The 15,182-nt window shown below is 73.7% G+C and carries 13 protein-coding genes; 7 read left to right on the plus strand and 6 right to left on the minus strand.

The window, feature by feature from the left end; translation table 11 throughout:
- Positions 1-48: 48 nt before the first annotated feature.
- Complete coding sequence (locus tag ACFUK0_RS04005; RefSeq protein WP_380246447.1) at positions 49-624, minus strand: TerD family protein; 576 nt, start codon at positions 622-624, stop codon at positions 49-51.
- 226 nt (positions 625-850) lie between these two features.
- On the opposite strand from ACFUK0_RS04005, the gene ACFUK0_RS04010 reads away from it, so the two are divergent.
- Entirely contained in the window at positions 851-1,258 is a 408-nt protein-coding gene (locus tag ACFUK0_RS04010) for a BlaI/MecI/CopY family transcriptional regulator (RefSeq protein WP_380246448.1), read from the plus strand.
- Between the two features lie 4 nt (positions 1,259-1,262).
- Positions 1,263-2,207, plus strand: coding sequence for a M56 family metallopeptidase (locus ACFUK0_RS04015; protein ID WP_380246449.1), 945 nt, complete (start codon positions 1,263-1,265; stop codon positions 2,205-2,207).
- 61 nt (positions 2,208-2,268) lie between these two features.
- On the opposite strand, the gene ACFUK0_RS04020 is transcribed toward ACFUK0_RS04015, so the two are convergent.
- Complete coding sequence (locus tag ACFUK0_RS04020) at positions 2,269-2,898, minus strand: TetR/AcrR family transcriptional regulator (RefSeq protein ID WP_380246450.1); 630 nt, start codon at positions 2,896-2,898, stop codon at positions 2,269-2,271.
- Between the two features lie 142 nt (positions 2,899-3,040).
- Between ACFUK0_RS04020 and ACFUK0_RS04025 the strand changes: the two genes are divergently transcribed.
- Positions 3,041-4,003 (plus strand): zinc-binding dehydrogenase, encoded by a 963-nt coding sequence (locus tag ACFUK0_RS04025; protein WP_380246451.1) that lies wholly within the window; start codon positions 3,041-3,043, stop codon positions 4,001-4,003.
- 214 nt (positions 4,004-4,217) lie between these two features.
- Here the strand turns inward: ACFUK0_RS04025 and ACFUK0_RS04030 are convergent, their stop codons facing one another.
- Complete coding sequence (locus tag ACFUK0_RS04030) at positions 4,218-4,832, minus strand: TetR/AcrR family transcriptional regulator (protein ID WP_380246452.1); 615 nt, start codon at positions 4,830-4,832, stop codon at positions 4,218-4,220.
- Between the two features lie 168 nt (positions 4,833-5,000).
- Here ACFUK0_RS04030 and ACFUK0_RS04035 point away from each other — a divergent pair, with 168 nt between their 5' ends.
- The 3 genes from ACFUK0_RS04035 (at position 5,001) to adhP (ending at position 9,395) form a co-directional block, all read left to right on the plus strand.
- Positions 5,001-6,638 (plus strand): amidohydrolase, encoded by a 1,638-nt coding sequence (locus ACFUK0_RS04035; RefSeq protein ID WP_380246453.1) that lies wholly within the window; start codon positions 5,001-5,003, stop codon positions 6,636-6,638.
- Positions 6,639-6,705: 67 nt separating this feature from the next.
- Positions 6,706-8,220, plus strand: coding sequence for an APC family permease (locus ACFUK0_RS04040; RefSeq protein ID WP_380246454.1), 1,515 nt, complete (start codon positions 6,706-6,708; stop codon positions 8,218-8,220).
- Between the two features lie 161 nt (positions 8,221-8,381).
- Positions 8,382-9,395, plus strand: a complete 1,014-nt coding sequence (adhP, locus tag ACFUK0_RS04045) for an alcohol dehydrogenase AdhP (protein ID WP_380246455.1) — start codon at positions 8,382-8,384, stop codon at positions 9,393-9,395.
- Between the two features lie 175 nt (positions 9,396-9,570).
- Here the strand turns inward: adhP and ACFUK0_RS04050 are convergent, their stop codons facing one another.
- On the minus strand, positions 9,571-11,136 hold the full coding sequence (locus tag ACFUK0_RS04050; protein WP_380246456.1) for an MFS transporter: 1,566 nt from the start codon (positions 11,134-11,136) through the stop codon (positions 9,571-9,573).
- Positions 11,137-11,247: 111 nt separating this feature from the next.
- On the minus strand, positions 11,248-12,774 hold the full coding sequence (locus tag ACFUK0_RS04055) for a glycoside hydrolase family 64 protein (RefSeq protein ID WP_380246457.1): 1,527 nt from the start codon (positions 12,772-12,774) through the stop codon (positions 11,248-11,250).
- 256 nt (positions 12,775-13,030) lie between these two features.
- Between ACFUK0_RS04055 and ACFUK0_RS04060 the strand changes: the two genes are divergently transcribed.
- The gene (locus ACFUK0_RS04060) at positions 13,031-14,503 is read left to right on the plus strand and encodes a carbohydrate-binding protein (RefSeq protein ID WP_380246458.1); all 1,473 of its coding nucleotides are present in this window, start codon (positions 13,031-13,033) and stop codon (positions 14,501-14,503) included.
- A gap of 30 nt (positions 14,504-14,533) precedes the next feature.
- Here the strand turns inward: ACFUK0_RS04060 and ACFUK0_RS04065 are convergent, their stop codons facing one another.
- Entirely contained in the window at positions 14,534-15,124 is a 591-nt protein-coding gene (locus ACFUK0_RS04065) for an exonuclease domain-containing protein (protein WP_380246459.1), read from the minus strand.
- Positions 15,125-15,182 lie beyond the last annotated feature (58 nt).

Here is a 15,182-nt window from a genome sequence, read left to right on the forward strand (position 1 = left end):
CAGTCGGCGCGGGGCCGCGGCACGGCCGGACATCGAACCCGTGGGCGGTCAGACGTTGACCCCGTAGTCGGTGGCGATTCCCCGCAGACCGGAGGCGTAACCCTGGCCGATGGCCCGGAACTTCCAGTCGGCACCGTTGCGGTAGAGCTCACCGAAGACCATCGCCGTCTCGGAGGAGGCGTCCTCGCTCAGATCGTAGCGGGCGACCTCGGTGCCGTTGGCCTGGTTGACGATCCGGATGAACGCGTTGCGGACCTGGCCGAAGTTCTGCAGCCGGGCGTCGGCGTCGTAGATCGAGACCGGGAAGACCACCTTGGTGACGTTGGCCGGGACGGCCGCGAGGTCGACCTTGATCTGCTCGTCGTCGCCGTCACCGCCGCCGGTGAGGTTGTCGCCGCTGTGCTCGACCGAACCCTCGGGGCTCCTGAGGTTGTTGAAGAAGACGAAGTGCTGGTCGGAGACGACCCGGCCGGCCTCGTTGCACAGCAGCGCGCTGGCATCGAGGTCGAAGTCGGCGCCGGTGGTGGAGCGGACGTCCCAGCCCAGACCGACGATGACCGCGGTCAGCCCCGGGGCCTCCTTCGTCAGCGAGACGTTGCCACCCTTGGCCAGCGAGACTCCCATGATGCCCTCCTGCGGACTCCCCCGCGCCGGACACGGAACGCCCGGCTCTCTATCGGTACGGGCCTACGAATCTACAACACTGTAGAGACTTCGAGTATCTGTCCGGCCGTCACCACGACCGGCCGCACCCGCGCATCCACTGCCTGCGGCCCCCGCCCGGCCGCTGGCTAGGATGGACAGCGCCTCCCGGCAGCACGGGCCGGCGCAACCGGAGAAAGAGGCCGCCATGGACACGGACACCGAAGGGGAGACCTCCGGGTATCCGCGGGTGCGCAGGCGCGGGCAGGGCGAGCTGGAGGCGCAGGTGCTGGCCGCACTGCAGGCGGCGCCCGGCCCGGCCACGGCGGTCTGGGTGCAGCAGCACCTCGGCGACGGCCTCGCGTACACCACGGTGATGACGATCCTGTCCCGGCTGCACGCCAAGAAGGCGGTCTCGCGCAGCCGTTCGGGCCGGTCGTACGTGTGGCGCGCGGCCTCCGACACCGCCGGGCTCGCCGCCCTGCGGATGCGCAGGGTGCTGGACAACGAACGCGACCGCGACGCCGTGCTGGCCAGCTTCGTCAGCACCCTGCTGCCCGACGACGAGAACCTGCTGCGGGCCCTGCTCGACAGCGCCGCCGACGACGGGAGCTGACCGGATGGGCGTCTTCGTCTTCCTCCCGCTCGTCCTGCCGCTCACCGCCCTGCCGATCGCCAGGCTCGCCGAACTCCATCTCCACCCGCGCAGCGCGGCCCGCCTGCTGACCGGCATCAGCGCGGTCATGGCGCTCTGCAGCACGCTCTGCCTGGTGCTGCTCGGCGTGATCGGCACCGCCCAGATCCCCGGGAACCCGCTGCCGGACAGCTGGTCCGACCCGGTCGTCCGCGACGTGGTGCCGTTCCACGAGGTGGTCGGCTTCACCGCGATCGCCCTGCTCTGCGCGGTGGCGCTCTCCTGTACGGTGACCGTCCGCCGCCACCTGCGGGTCCGCTCCCGCGCCCGGCACGCGCTGGCCGGCCTGCCGCACGGCCGCGACCTCGCCGTACTGCCCGACCCGGACCCGTACGCGTACGCGCTGCCGGGCCTGCCCGGCCGGATCGTGGTGTCCACGGCGATGCTGGACGGCCTGGCCGAGGACGAGTGCCGCGCCCTGGTGGCCCATGAGCGGGCCCACCTGACACACCGGCACCACCGCGTCCTGATGACGAACCAGCTCGCCAGCTGCGTGAACCCGTTCCTGCGGCCGCTCCAGCACGCCGCCGCCTACAGCACCGAGCGGTGGGCCGACGAGGAGGCCGCCCAGGCGGTCGGCGACCGCCGGCTGACGGCCCGCGCGGTCGCCAACGCCGCACTGCTCTCGCACCGGGCCGCGCACCGGCCGGCCCCGACCGGACTGGCCGCCTTCGCCGCCTCCGGCCCGGTGCCGCGCCGGGTCGCCGCCCTGCTCGGGCCCGGCCCGGTGCCCGGCGGCTGGCCGCCGGCGCACAGCCCGGTGGGCCTGGCCGCCATGATCGCGGCGGCGGGGACGGCGGCCTCCGCGATCTCGGCGCTGAACGCGGCGGTGGCGCTCCTGCTCGTCCTGAAGGCGGCGACGCCGCTCTAGACGATCCGCTCCCGGGGCTCCGGTGGTTCGGGCGTCGAGCGCGGACGCCCCTCCTCCCTGGTCAGGAGCCGGCCGCTGCCGCGGGTGCCAGTCGTGCCACCGGTGGCAGCGGTGCGTGGTGCGGGCAGGCTTCGAGCGCCTGGATCGCCAGCCCCGCGAAGCGCCGGGAGGCCGTGACCCGGGTGGCGGTGGATGCGGCGTGGATCCCCTTGTTGGCCATGAGGACGAGAATGAGGTCGTCCAGGACGAAGTCGGGCCTCAGGTGCCCCGCGTCCTTGGCTCGCTGGGCCAGGCCGGCCACCGCCTTCACCGTGTACTCGCGTCCCGCGACATCCGGCGCCCCCGGGAGGGTCGACAGGAAGGCTTCGGTGAAGCCCCGATCGCGTGCGTGCAGCTCACAGATCCTCTCGATCACCAGGCAGAGGCCGCGCCAGGGATCGGGGTCCGCGCACCCCTCGTCGACGATGGTGCGGCAGGCGTGCAGCTGGTCGGCGAAGGCTTCGGCGACCAGCGCCTGCTTGGTCGGGAAGTGACGGTACAAGGTGGCGGGCCCCACCCCGGCACGCCGCGCGATCTCCCGCATCGGCACATCCAGGCCCTCGGCCGAGAACAGCGCTCGGGCCGCATCCTGGATGCGGTTGCGGTTGTCCGTCGCGTCGGAACGCAGCTTGTGAGGCAAAGGGTCGGTCACCACTCTCACTTTACCCAAACGGACGGGGGCGTCCGTTACCGTCCGGAGCGTAGGAGCCCAGGCCCCCTTTCCGCCCGGCGGCGATCGGTGACGGGGGTGGAGCAGGGCCGTCATCGGGCGGCCCGAGAAGGTGGAGGCAACAGTGAAGGCAATCGTGATCCGGACGTACGGGGGCCCCGAAGGCCTGGCCGTTGTCGACCTGCCGGCACCCGTGCCTGCCGCCGGGCAGGTGCTGATCGCCACCGAGGCGGTGGGCGTCGGTGGCGTCGACACCTTGATCCGAAGCGGGGCTCTGGCCGCCTACGGCTTCAAGGAGGGCCACATCCCGGGTGGCGAGGTGGCGGGCACCGTGACCGCGGTCGGTGACGGCGTCGACGCGTCGTGGATCGGCCGGCGGGTGTGGGCCTCCACCGGCACCGGCGGAGGCTACGTCGAGCAGGCCGTCGCGTCGGCCGAGGAGGTCGTTGCGCTGCCCGGGGGCCTGTCCGCCGTCGACGCGGTGACGCTCGGCAGCTCCGGCGTGGTGGCCCACTTCGGGCTTCGCCACGCCCGGTTCGCTCCGGGGGAGACGGTCCTGGTGCGTGGCGCGGCCGGCAGTATCGGGATCATGGCAGTGCAGCTGGCGGCTCGCGGCGGCGCCGCCGCGGTGGCGGTCACGACGTCGTCGGCCGAGCGCGGCGAGCGGCTGCGCGGGCTCGGTGCGACCCACGTGCTGGACCGCTCCGGCGGCGGAGCGGAGGGGGCTCCCACGGGCTACGACGTCATCATCGACGTCGTGGCCGGCCAGGACATGCCGTCGTTCCTCGACCGGCTCAACCCGAACGGCCGCCTGGTGGCCGTGGGCGCCGTCGCAGGTCAGCCGCCCGCGGACTTCGGCACGAAGATCATGGCGGCGTTCCAGAAGTCGATGTCCTTCGCCGCCTTCAGCGCGGCCACCGTCACCCTGGCCGACCGGCGTTCCGTGCGCGGCGAGCAGTTCGCCGCAGCCGGTCGCGGCGAGATCGGAACAGTGGTGCACGAGGTGCTGCCACTGGACGAAGCCGTACTGGCGCACCGGAGGATGGCCGCGGGTGAGGTCTTCGGGAGGATCGTGCTGACACCGTAGTCGAAGGCGCGTGGTGGCTCCGGGAGTTCGGCCGGCGGAGGCTGTGCGTGCCGGTTCCTCGTGCCACCAGCGGCTCGGCGTCGGGATGGAGCGCGAACACGCCGACGCTGGAACCGCGGCCGCAGAAGGGTGCGTCAACCCGCCCGTCCGGGCAGTCGGCTGACGGTGCATCGCGCGACATCGCCGCCCGCACCGGCGGGCCCGGCCGCAGGGGCTACCCGGCCTGGAGCAGCACGCGGTAGCCGGCGATCAGCGCGCCGAGGCCGGCCTCGAAGGCCTGGTCGGCGCGCCGGCGGCCGGTGGGGACGGCGTCCAGGGCGGCGGCCAGCCGGGGGGAGCTGTCGCGGGCGACGGCGTCGACCATCACCGGCGGGGCGACCAGGTCGAGGGCGGAGCCGAGGACGAAGCTCTCCAGGGCGGTGATCAGCGCCATCACCTGGCCGGCCGGGAACCCGGCGTCCTCCAGCGCCGCCACCGCGCGCTCGTAGAGGTCGTGCATGAACGGCTCGGAGAGCGGTGCGGTGGCGAGCAGCCGGATGATGCCGGGGTGTTCGGCGAAGGCGTCGCGGTAGGAGTGCGCCCAGGTGGCGAGGGCCTCGTCCCAGGGCAGGTCCCAGACGGTCTGCCCGCCGATGGTGCGGACCAGCTCGGCGCGCATCATGGCGACGATCTCGGCCCGGCCGGCGACGTGGTGGTAGAGCGCCGACGGGCTGACCTTCAACACCCCGGCGAGGGCCGGGATGGTGAGGTCGCCGGACTCGTCCACCAGGTGCAGCGCGGCCTGAACGATGCGCTCGCGGTCCAGCAGCGGTGTCCGTGGCCTGCCCATGTGTCCCCCTTGATCGCCCGGTCGCCCGGCCCGGAGCGGTGCTTCCGGCCGCGGCCACCGTCATCCAAATGTTACTGAATGACTTTCAATAAAACTCTTCCGCACGTCGCGGCCCTGCGCCTACGTTAACCGAACCCCATTCAGTTCCACAGGGAGGACGTCTCGCGCATGCGTGCCGACATGCTCTTCACCGGCGGCCGGATCCACACCGGAGACCCCGCCGCCCCCGTCACCGACGCGCTCGCCGTCACCGCCGGCCGGATCACCGCGCTGGGCGCGGCGGCCCTCGCCCAGCGGGGCGGCGCCACCCGGGTCGTCGACCTGGCCGGCGGCGCACTGCTGCCGTCCTGGGGCGACGGGCACGTCCACCCGCTGCTCGGCGGCGTGGGCCTGCGCGGCGTCCCCGTCCGCGACTGCACCAGCCTGGCGGAGGTCGTCGAGGCCGTCCGGGCCTGGGCCGCCGAGCACCCGGAGGCCGAGTGGATCCGGGGCGACGCCTTCGACCCCTGGCTCGCCGAGGGCGGACTGTTCGACGCCCGGCTGCTGGACGCCGTCGTCCCCGACCGGCCGGTGCTGCTGCGCACCATGGACCACCACACCGGGTGGGCCAACAGCGAGGCGCTGCGCCGGGCCGGGTACACCGCCGGCACGCCGCAGCCGGCCGGCGGCGAGATCGTCCGCCGCCCGGACGGCGAGCCGCTCGGCACCCTGCGCGAGTTCGGCGCCCTCGACCCGGTGCTGGCACTCGTCCCCGCGCCCTCCGCCGACGAACAGCTCGCCGCCCTGCGCGAGACCACCGCGGCGCTCGCCGCCGCCGGCCTCACCTGGGTGCAGGACGCCTGGGTCGAATCCGCCCAGGTCGACATCTGGCTCGCCGCCGCCCGGGCGGGCGCGCTGTCCGTCCGGGCCGACCTGGGGCTGCTGCTGCAGCCCGACGGCTGGCGCGGGCGGCTGCCGCAGCTGACCGCCGACCGGGCCAGGATCGAGGCCGGGGGCGGCGGGCAGCTCAGCTCGCACGCGGTGAAGTTCTTCGCCGACGGCGTGATCGAGTCCGGCACCGCCGCACTGCTGGAGCCCTACACGGACTGCCCGCACTCGCACGGCAGCGCCAACTGGGAGGCCGCCGACCTGGCGGACGCCGTCACCGCCGTGGACGCGCTCGGCTTCCAGCCGCACATCCACGCCATCGGCGACCGCGGCGTCAAGATCGCGCTGGACGCGATCGAGGCCGCCGGCCGCCGCAACGGCCCGCGCGAGCGCCGCCCGGTGATCGCCCATGTCCAGCTCGTCGACCCGGCCGACCTGCCACGCTTCGCGCAGCTCGGCGTGATCGCCAACTTCGAGCCGCTCTGGGCCCAGACCGACCCGCTGATGACCGAGCTGACCCTCCCCCGGCTCGGCGAGCCGCGCGGCTCCCGGCAGTACCAGATCGCCGCCCTGCTCGGCAGCGGCGCCCGGATCTCCTTCGGCAGCGACTGGCCGGTCACCCGGTACGAGCCGCTGGCCGGCATCGCCACCGCCGTCACCCGCCAGACGCCGCAGGGCCTCCCCGAGGGCGGCTGGCTGCCCGAGGAGCGGATCACCCTCGGCCAGGCGCTGGCCGCCTACTCCGCCGGCGTCGCCCACCAGGCCTTCGAGGACGGCCTCTGGGGCGTCCTGCGCCCGGGGCTGCGCGCCGACCTGGTGCACCTCGCGGCCGACCCGTACGACGTGCCGGCCGGCGCCCTTGCCGACGTCCCGGTGCTCGGCACCTGGCTGGCCGGCCGCCCCACCCACCTCGCCGCGACGGCCCCCGCCGCGCGCTGAACCGGCCGGCGCCGCCGCACCCCCTCGGCTGCCCTACCCTCGTTCGTAGACCAAGGAGAGCTCCCCCATGACCCTGCCCTCCGACGCCCCGGCCACCTCCGCCGCGGCCAGACCTCCCGGCACCTCCCCCGCCCCGGACGCCGCCGGGCGCAAGCTCGACCGGGGCATCCTCGGGGTCGGCGACATCGTCTTCTTCGTGGTCGCCGCCGCCGCGCCGCTGACCGTGATGGCCGGCGTCGCCCCCTTCGCGATCGCCTTCGGCGGCATCGGCGCGCCGGTCGCGTACCTCGCCACCGGCGTGGTGCTGGCGCTCTTCGCCGTCGGCTTCACCACGATGACCGCGCACATCAAGAACGCCGGAGCCTTCTACGCGTACATCACCCGGGGCCTCGGCCGCCCGGCCGGGCTGGGCGCCGCGCTGCTCGCGGTGTTCTCGTACAACGCGATCCAGATCGGCATGTTCGGCGCGTTCGGGTACTTCGCCCGGACGACGGCGAACGACCTGCTGGGTGTCGACCTGCCGTGGCCGGTGTGGGCACTGGCCGGCGTGGTGGTGGTCTGGTTCCTCGGCTTCCGGAGCATCAACCTCGGTGCGAAGGTGCTCGGCGCCCTGCTGGTCGCCGAGACCGGGATCCTGCTGCTGCTCGCCGTCGCCGTGCTGGCGAAGGGCGGGGCGCACGGGCTGAGCCTGTCCGCGCTGGCGCCGTCCAACGTCCTTCAGGGCGGGATGGGCGGCGTGCTCGGCCTGTCCTTCGCCGCGTTCGTCGGTTTCGAGGCCACCGCGATCTACCGCGAGGAGGCCCGCGAGCCGCAGCGCACGGTGCCGCGGGCCACGTACGTGGCGATAGCGTTCCTCGGCCTGTTCTACACCTTCATCACCTGGATGATCATCCAGGCCTTCGGTGACACCGAGGCCGTGGCGGCGGCCACCGAGGACCCGTCGGGGATGTTCTTCACCGCGATGACCCACTACGTGGGCGGCTGGGCAACGGACCTCCAGCGGGTGCTGATCGTCACCAGCCTGCTCGCGGCGCTGCTCGCCTTCCACAACACCATCACCCGGTACGGCTACGCGCTCGCCGCCGAGGGCGCCGCCCCGGCCGCGCTCGGCCGGGTGCACCCGAGGCACGGCTCGCCGTGGATCGGCGGCGCGGCGCAGTCGGTGCTCGCGGGCGCGGCGGTGGCCGTGGCCGCGGTGATCGGCGCCGACCCGTACAACCAGTTCTTCCTGTGGGTGAACTCGCCCGGTGTGGTGGGCATCCTGCTGCTCCAGGCGGTGGCCGGCTTCGCGGTGTTCTCGTTCTTCCGGCGCAACCCGGGCATCACCACCGCCGGGCGGTTCCGCACGGTCGTCGCGCCGCTGGCCTCGACGGTGCTGCTGTGCGGCGCCACGGCGCTGGTCTGCTGGAAGCTCGACCTGTTCACCGGCGCCGGCCCGGGCGTCAACTGGCCGCTGATCGCGATCGTGCCGGTGGTCTTCCTGACCGGCGTCGCGCTGGCGCTGCGGCTGCGCTCGCGCCGCCCGGAGCTGTACGCCCGGCTGGGCACGACCGAGGCCGACCCGGCGGACCTCGCCGCCTGAGAGCCGTCCGCCGCACTCGGTGATCACCCGTTCGGCCCCGCCCGTCCTGCGCGGCTGGGCCGGACGGGTGAGGCTGGCGACGAGCCCTGCCCGGCCCCGCCGGGCCGGGCACCGCCGCCACCGTCCCAGCAGCACCGCCGTCGAACGGAGAGTCGCATCCCATGAAGGCCGCCGTCGTCAAGGACTTCACCGCCCCGCTGGAGATCGAGGACCGTCCCGTTCCGGAGCCGGCCCCGCACCAGGTCCTGGTCCGCCTGGAGGCCTCGGGCCTGTGCCACACCGACATCCATGCCGCCCACGGCGACTGGCCGGTCAAGCCCACTCCGCCGTTCGTCCCCGGTCACGAGGGCGTCGGCATCGTCGAGGCCGCCGGCGAGCAGGTCCGGCACGTGGTGATCGGCCAGCGCGTCGCCATCCCCTGGCTCGCCGACGCCTGCGGCCGCTGCGACCAGTGCGTCTCCGGCTGGGAGACGCTCTGCCTCCAGCAGCACAACAGCGGCTACTCGGTGGACGGGGCGTACGCCGAGTACGCGCTCGCGCACGGCGACTACGTCGTCCCCGTCCCCGAGGGGCTGGACCCGCTGGACGCCGCGCCGCTGTCCTGCGCCGGGGTGACCACGTACAAGGCGGTCAAGGTCTCCGGCGCCCGCCCCGGCACCCGGGTGCTGGTCTCGGGCATCGGCGGCCTCGGCCACCTCGCCCTGCAGTACGCGCGGCTCACCGGCGCCGAGACCATCGCGGTGGACATCACCGACGACAAGCTGGCCCTGGCCCGCGAACTCGGCGCCGACCACGTCGTCGACGCCCGCACCCAGGACGTCGCGGCCGAGGTGCAGAAGCTCGGCGGCGCGCACGCCGCGATCGCCGTCGCGGTCAACAACGCCTCCTTCGAGGCCGCGTACGGGGCGCTGCGGCGCGGCGGCACGCTCGTCCTGGTCGCACTGCCCGCCGAAGGCAGGCTGGAGCTGCCGGTCTTCGACACCGTGCTGAACGGCACCAAGGTGGTCGGCTCGATCGTCGGCACCCGGGAGGACCTGGCCGAGGTCTTCCGGCTGCACGCCCTCGGGCGGACCACGGTGATCCGCGAGTCGCGCAGGCTAGCGGAGGTCAACACCTGCTTCGAGGAGATCCTCTCGGGCCGGGTCACCGCCCGCCTGGTGTTCGACCTGAGCTGACCGGCCCCGGACACGACGGCAGCCCCGGGCGGGGGGACACCCGGGGCTGCTCCGACGACGGCCTCGCGGGGGGGGTGCAAGACCGTCTGCCGTACGTGTGACCCCGATCGACGGCGCCAAACGCGGTCGGCGTACCGGATTGCGGGACCGGCTCCGGGCGGTACCCGCGGACCGGTCAGTGCTCCTCGTCCGCCCGCGCGTCGGCGGGCCGGCGGGCGCCCTCCCCGGTGGCGGTACGGGGAGGGCGTCCGCCGGTTCCGCCCGCCAGGACGTCGGCGAGGGCGGTGGCCAGCGCCAGCAGGACGAACCCGATCGCGACGGCCAGCCCCAGCTGGAAGGCGCCCGCCCAGTCGTCCGGGTGCCCGGCCAGCCGGGTGAAGAAGACCGAGCCGACGGCCGCGATGCCCGCCGCCGAGCCGATCCGCTGGGCGGTCTGGAGCACGCCGCCCGCGCTCCCGGCGCGGGCCACCGGCACGTCGCCGAGGGTGAGCGCCTGGTTCGGCGCGATCACCAGGCCGCTGCCGACCCCGGCCAGCAGCAGCGGCGCCGCCGTCAGCCAGCCCAGGTGCGGCCCGGACCACAGGTGGACGACGCCGCCGGCCACCGCCAGCCCGAGGACGACCAGCACCAGCCCGGCCGCCACCAGCGGCCGTCCGTAGCGGTGCACCACCCGGCCGCCGACCGCCGCCGCGGCGCCGGAGCCCAGCGCGAACGGCGTGATGGACAGACCGGCGGCCAGCGCGCTGTAGTGCAGCCCGTTCTGCAGGTACAGGGTGAAGATGAAGAAGATCGCGGTGAACCCGGCGAAGTAGACGAGCGACAGCAGCGTGCCCAGCCCGTACGACCTGGCCCGGAACAGGCTCATGCTGACCAGCGGCTCGCGCCGCCGCGCGTAGTGGTGCTCCCAGCCCGCGAAGGCGGCCAGCAGGGCGGCGGCCAGCGGCAGCAGCAGCCACTTGGCGGCGCCCGGCCACTGCTCGCGCTGCACGAACGGCAGCAGGAGCAGCACCGTCCCGGCGCCCAGCAGCAGGATGCCGACCGGGTCGAAGTCGCCGCCGCGGCGGCCCCGGCCGGTGGCCCTCGGCGGGGGCGGCGGGAGCAGCCGGTAGGCCAGCGGCAGCGCCACGAGGCCGATCGGCAGGTTCACGTAGAACACCCAGCGCCAGCCCTCGGCGGTGCCGAAGGCCTGGATCAGCAGGCCGCCGAGCAGCGGGCCGACGGCCGTCGAGACGCCGATGGTGGCGCCGAGCAGGCCGAAGGCGCGCCCGCGTTCGGCGCCCTGGAAGAGCTGCTGGATGAAGCCGGAGACCTGGGGCACCAGGATGCCGCCGGCCGCGCCCTGGGCGAGCCGGGCGCCGATCAGCCAGCCCTCGCTCTGGGCGGCGCCGGCCAGCACGCTGGTCGCGGTGAACAGGGCCAGCCCGGCGATGAAGACCGCCCGGCGGCTGCGGGCGTCGCCGAGGCGGCCCGAGGGCACCAGGGCGAGGCCGAAGGTCAGGGCGTAGCCGGAGAGGACCCACTGCAACCCGCTCTCCGACATGCCCAGGCCGTCCCGGATGGACGGCAGTGCGACGTTGACGATGCTGACGTCGAGAAGCGTCATGAAGCCCGCGACCAGGCAGACCCCGAGCGCCTGCCAGCGGTGGTCCCGGCCCTTCGGCTGCCCCGCCGGAGCGGCGCCCGCACCGCCGGTGCCCCCTTCGTCGCCCGTACTGCCCGTGCCGCCCGTCCGGTTCGCCATCCCGCCTCCGTCCGACGCCGCGGTCCGTGCCGGTGGACGGTGTCCGCGCCTTCGTCCAGTGTCGGCCGAACGGCCCAGGGGGGCCCGCCGGGCGCGGGCCCCCGGCGGCCGCTACCAGCCGATGCCGATGGTCAGCCGGCTGGGCGGGTCGGAGTTGGGCAGGATCTTCACCGAGCTCTGGTCGTTGATGTCGTCGTACGCGAAACCGTAGGCGCGGTGGCCGAGGCCGACGGTGTGGAAGAAGCCCGCGTAGTCGTTCCTGGCCACGGACGCCGGGTAGTAGGACGCCGGGGCGTACCACTGGGCGGTGTTCAGTGCCACGCCCCGGTTGAAGGCGGCGCAGAACTCGGCGCCCAGCTCCAGCTCGGTGGTGGCCATCCCGGCCGAGGCGAGGGCGCCGGAGCAGGCCATCACGTCGGCGGTGGTGGGCTTGTTCAGGAAGTACGGCCCGGCGCCGTCCTTGGTGAACTGGAGCCGGCCGCCCACCACGCGACCGGTGAAGGTCTGGTTGAGCCGGTTCAGGGTGAACTGGTTGCCCGTGTAGTAGGCCCAGGCCTGGTCGATGGCCGGCTGGAGGTAGCCGGCCTGGGCCCCGCCGGGCCGGAAGGCGGCGGCGGTGCGCGGTGCGGTGATCCGGTGGGTGCCTGCCAGCGGCCGGAAGGCGGCGCCGACGGCGGCGCTGTACTGGGCGAGGACCTGGTCGCGGGTCAGCGTGGTTCCGACGCTCTGGTCGTAGCCGATGGCGGCCTGCTCCAGGCGGGCGGTGACGGGGAAGCCGAACATGTCGACCTGGGTGGTGTTCCCGCCGAACGGGATCACGCCGTACCGGTAGGTGAACTCGTACCAGTCGAAGTACACGTCGGAGTTCGGGTCGGCCGGGTTGAGCAGGTCGGGGCCGCCCCAGCCGGCGTCGTCCGGCGAGACCGGGATGTACATCGGCGAGCCGACGGAGAGGTACATCCGGGCGCCCTCCAGCCGGGTGGGCAGGGTGACGCTCGCCGCCTGGGCCAGTGAGAAGGACATCGCGGCGTAGTTGCGGCCGTTCTTGGTGAGGTGGCCGGGGGCGCTCTCGTCCAGGTGGCTGATGTGGGCGAGGCTGCCGTCCGGCTTCAGGTACGACCACTGGCCGGGTATGGCCATGCCGAGCACGAGCACGTAGACCTGGCTGTTGGACCAGACGCCCCGGGTGTTGTTCTGGAAGACGACCGGGAAGGTCCCGGTGCCGCCGGGCGGCGGGGTGGTGGTGCCGCCCCCGCCGGGCGGCGGGGTCGTGCCGCCGGTGCCGACGGTGTACGGGAAGTGCGGGGTGTCGTACAGCGGCCCGCCCTTCTCGTACGTGAACCAGTAGTCCAGGGCGGCACCCGGGGGCAGGCCGGCGACGGTCCTGGACCAGGTGCCGGCGGCGTCGGCCAGCCGGAAGTTCTGCTGGCCGGTGCCGTTGACCAGGTAGTGGACGTCGACCAGGGCTGCGGGGGTGGCGGGCTTGAACCAGAACTGCACCTGTCCGGTGCCGGCGGCGGTGACGCCCTGGGTGTAGTCGGCTGCGGCGCTCGCGGGAGCGGCCCCGGTGAGCGCGGCGCAGAACATCAGGAGCGCGGCCAGGAGCAGCCCTGGCGCGGAACGGCGGAAGACGGTCATGGCTTCCCTCGGGTGGGGGTGAACGGCCGGGAGATGAGAGCGCTCTCGGCAGGAGCGTGTCGAGGGCGCCGTGGACTGTCAAGGCTTCTGACGGAACGCCACGTCAGAACCAGGACAAATGCCTCATGATCTTTCATTTCTTCAACGGATCACCCGCCTTTTCGGTCCGATCCATTGACACTCCGTCAGCATCTCGGTACCAACATCCCCGAGAGCGCTCTCAACAATCACTCCCCCACCCGAGAGGCAGCCCCCCATGACCGCACGATCCCGAGCAGGGTTCCGGCCGCACCGCGTCAGAACCGTGCTCGCCGCCCTCTCCACCGCCGCACTGCTGGCCGTCGGATTGGCCGGCACCATGGAGAACGCCAACGCCACCGTCCCCTCCCCGGCCGGCTGGACCCAGGTGTTCAGCGACGACTTCAACGGCGCCGCCGGCAGTGGCGTCAACACCGCCGACTGGCGCTACACCACCGGCACCGGGTACCCCGGCGGGCCCGGCGGCTTCGGCACCGGCGAGGTCGAGACGATGACCTCCAACACCACCAACGTGGCGCTGGACGGTGCCGGAAACCTGAGGATCACCCCCGTCCGGGACGCCGCCGGGAACTGGACCTCGGGCCGCATCGAGACCAACCGCCAGGACTTCCAGCCGCCCGTCGGCGGCAAGCTGAAGGTCGAGTCGCGGATCCAGCTGCCGAACGTCACCGGCGCCGCGGCCAAGGGCTACTGGCCCGCGTTCTGGATGCTCGGCGACCAGTACCGCGGCAACTGGTGGAACTGGCCGAGCGTCGGCGAGATCGACATCATGGAGAACGTGCAGGGCATCAACAACGAGTGGGCCACGATGCACTGCGGCACCAGTCCGGGCGGTCCCTGCAACGAGAAGAACGGCATCGGCGGGCAGAAGGTCTGCTCCCCCGTCACCTGCCAGAGCGGCTTCCACACCTACGGTGTGGAGTGGGACCGCAGCACCAGCCCCGAGCAGGTGCGCTTCTACCTGGACGGGGTCCAGTTCCACGCGGTGACCTCGGCCCAGATGGACGCCGGGACCTGGGCGGCCGCCACCAACCACGGCTTCTTCATCATCCTGAACGTGGCGATGGGCGGTGAGTTCCCGGCCGCGTTCGGCGGCGGCCCGGACGCCGGAACCGCCTCCGGCGTGCCGATGACCGTCGACTACGTCGGCGTCTGGCAGTCGGGCCCCGGCACCGGTACACCCACCCCCACCGCCACCCCGACCGCGACCCCCACCAGCACGCCGACGGCGACCCCGACCGCCACGCCGACCGGCACCCCCACCGGCACGCCGGTGCCCGGCAACCGGGACGCCTACGCGACGATCCAGGCCGAGTCCTACGACGGGCAGGCCGGCACCGTCCTGGAGGCGTGCGCCGAGGGCGGCCAGGACCTGGCCTCACTCGCCAACGGCGACTGGGCGCTCTACAAGGGGGTCACCTTCGGCAGCACCGCGGCCCGCCAGTTCAACGCCCGGGTCGCCAGTGGCGCGGCCGGCGGCGTCAGCGGCCTGGTCGAGGTCCGCCTCGACAGCCGTACCAGCCCACCGGTCGGCTCGTTCGCCGTCGCCAACACCGGTGGCGCGCAGAGCTGGCGGACCGTCCCCGCCAACATCAGCGCCGTCACCGGAACCCACGACGTCTACCTGACCTTCACCAGCGGCCAGCCGGCCGACTTCGTCAACCTCAACTGGTTCGGCTTCGGCCACTGATCCCACTCCCCCGGCCGGTGTCCGGCCCCGTCACGGCGATGACGGGGCCGGACCCCTGGCGCCCCCGGGCCAGGCGCCCCGGCCGGCCAGGTCGAGGACGAGGGCGGCGATGTTCCAGGCGTCGTCCTCGCCCCGGTGGTGGCGGCCCTCCAGCGGCAGCCCGGCGATCTCCAGCGCCTGGGCCATGCCGGGGCGCCTGCGCAGGCCGTACGCCTCGGTGAAGGCCAGCTTGGCATTGGTGTGCCGGGCTCCGAACGGGTACGCGGCGGCGGTGGCGGCGCACTGCCGGGTGAACTGGTGCCGGTCGTAGTCGCCCCAGCTCGCCCACGGGCGGGCGCCGCTGCCGTGCTCCGCCGCCAGCAGCCGGCATGCTTCGGCGAAGCCGAGGCCGGTGTCCACCTCGGCCTGGGTCAGCCCGGTGAGTCCGGTGCAGAACGCGCCGACGGCCGAGCGGGCCGGCCGCACCAGGATGCGGTGGCGGCCGGTCCGCTCACCGGCGGCGAGGTCGACGACGGTCAGGCCGATCTCGATGATCTCGCTGACGGCCCCGGGCGGGGGCGGCCCGTCCCAGCAGGTCGCCTCGACGTCCACGACGTTCAGTAGTCCACCGGCGCTGTCCATGGCGGCGAGCGTAGGGATGGACCGGGCCGCCGGTCACCTCGTTTTCCGTGCGGTACGC

Origin of the sequence: Kitasatospora sp. NPDC057223, assembly GCF_042669755.1 — a bacterium.
Classification (GTDB): Bacteria; Actinomycetota; Actinomycetes; order Streptomycetales; family Streptomycetaceae; genus Kitasatospora.

Excerpts from the sequence above, each read along its gene's own strand:
- ACFUK0_RS04030 (WP_380246452.1), bottom strand. The coding sequence starts at position 4,832 with ATGGGCAGGCCACGGACACCGCTGCTGGACCGCGAGCGCATCGTTCAG.
- ACFUK0_RS04015 (WP_380246449.1), top strand. The coding sequence starts at position 1,263 with ATGGGCGTCTTCGTCTTCCTCCCGCTCGTCCTGCCGCTCACCGCCCTG.
- ACFUK0_RS04040 (WP_380246454.1), top strand. The coding sequence starts at position 6,706 with ATGACCCTGCCCTCCGACGCCCCGGCCACCTCCGCCGCGGCCAGACCT.
- ACFUK0_RS04050 (WP_380246456.1), bottom strand. The coding sequence starts at position 11,136 with ATGGCGAACCGGACGGGCGGCACGGGCAGTACGGGCGACGAAGGGGGC.
- ACFUK0_RS04055 (WP_380246457.1), bottom strand. The coding sequence starts at position 12,774 with ATGACCGTCTTCCGCCGTTCCGCGCCAGGGCTGCTCCTGGCCGCGCTC.
- ACFUK0_RS04060 (WP_380246458.1), top strand. The coding sequence starts at position 13,031 with ATGACCGCACGATCCCGAGCAGGGTTCCGGCCGCACCGCGTCAGAACC.
- ACFUK0_RS04035 (WP_380246453.1), top strand. The coding sequence starts at position 5,001 with ATGCGTGCCGACATGCTCTTCACCGGCGGCCGGATCCACACCGGAGAC.
- ACFUK0_RS04010 (WP_380246448.1), top strand. The coding sequence starts at position 851 with ATGGACACGGACACCGAAGGGGAGACCTCCGGGTATCCGCGGGTGCGC.
- ACFUK0_RS04005 (WP_380246447.1), bottom strand. The coding sequence starts at position 624 with ATGGGAGTCTCGCTGGCCAAGGGTGGCAACGTCTCGCTGACGAAGGAG.
- adhP (WP_380246455.1), top strand. The coding sequence starts at position 8,382 with ATGAAGGCCGCCGTCGTCAAGGACTTCACCGCCCCGCTGGAGATCGAG.
- ACFUK0_RS04065 (WP_380246459.1), bottom strand. The coding sequence starts at position 15,124 with ATGGACAGCGCCGGTGGACTACTGAACGTCGTGGACGTCGAGGCGACC.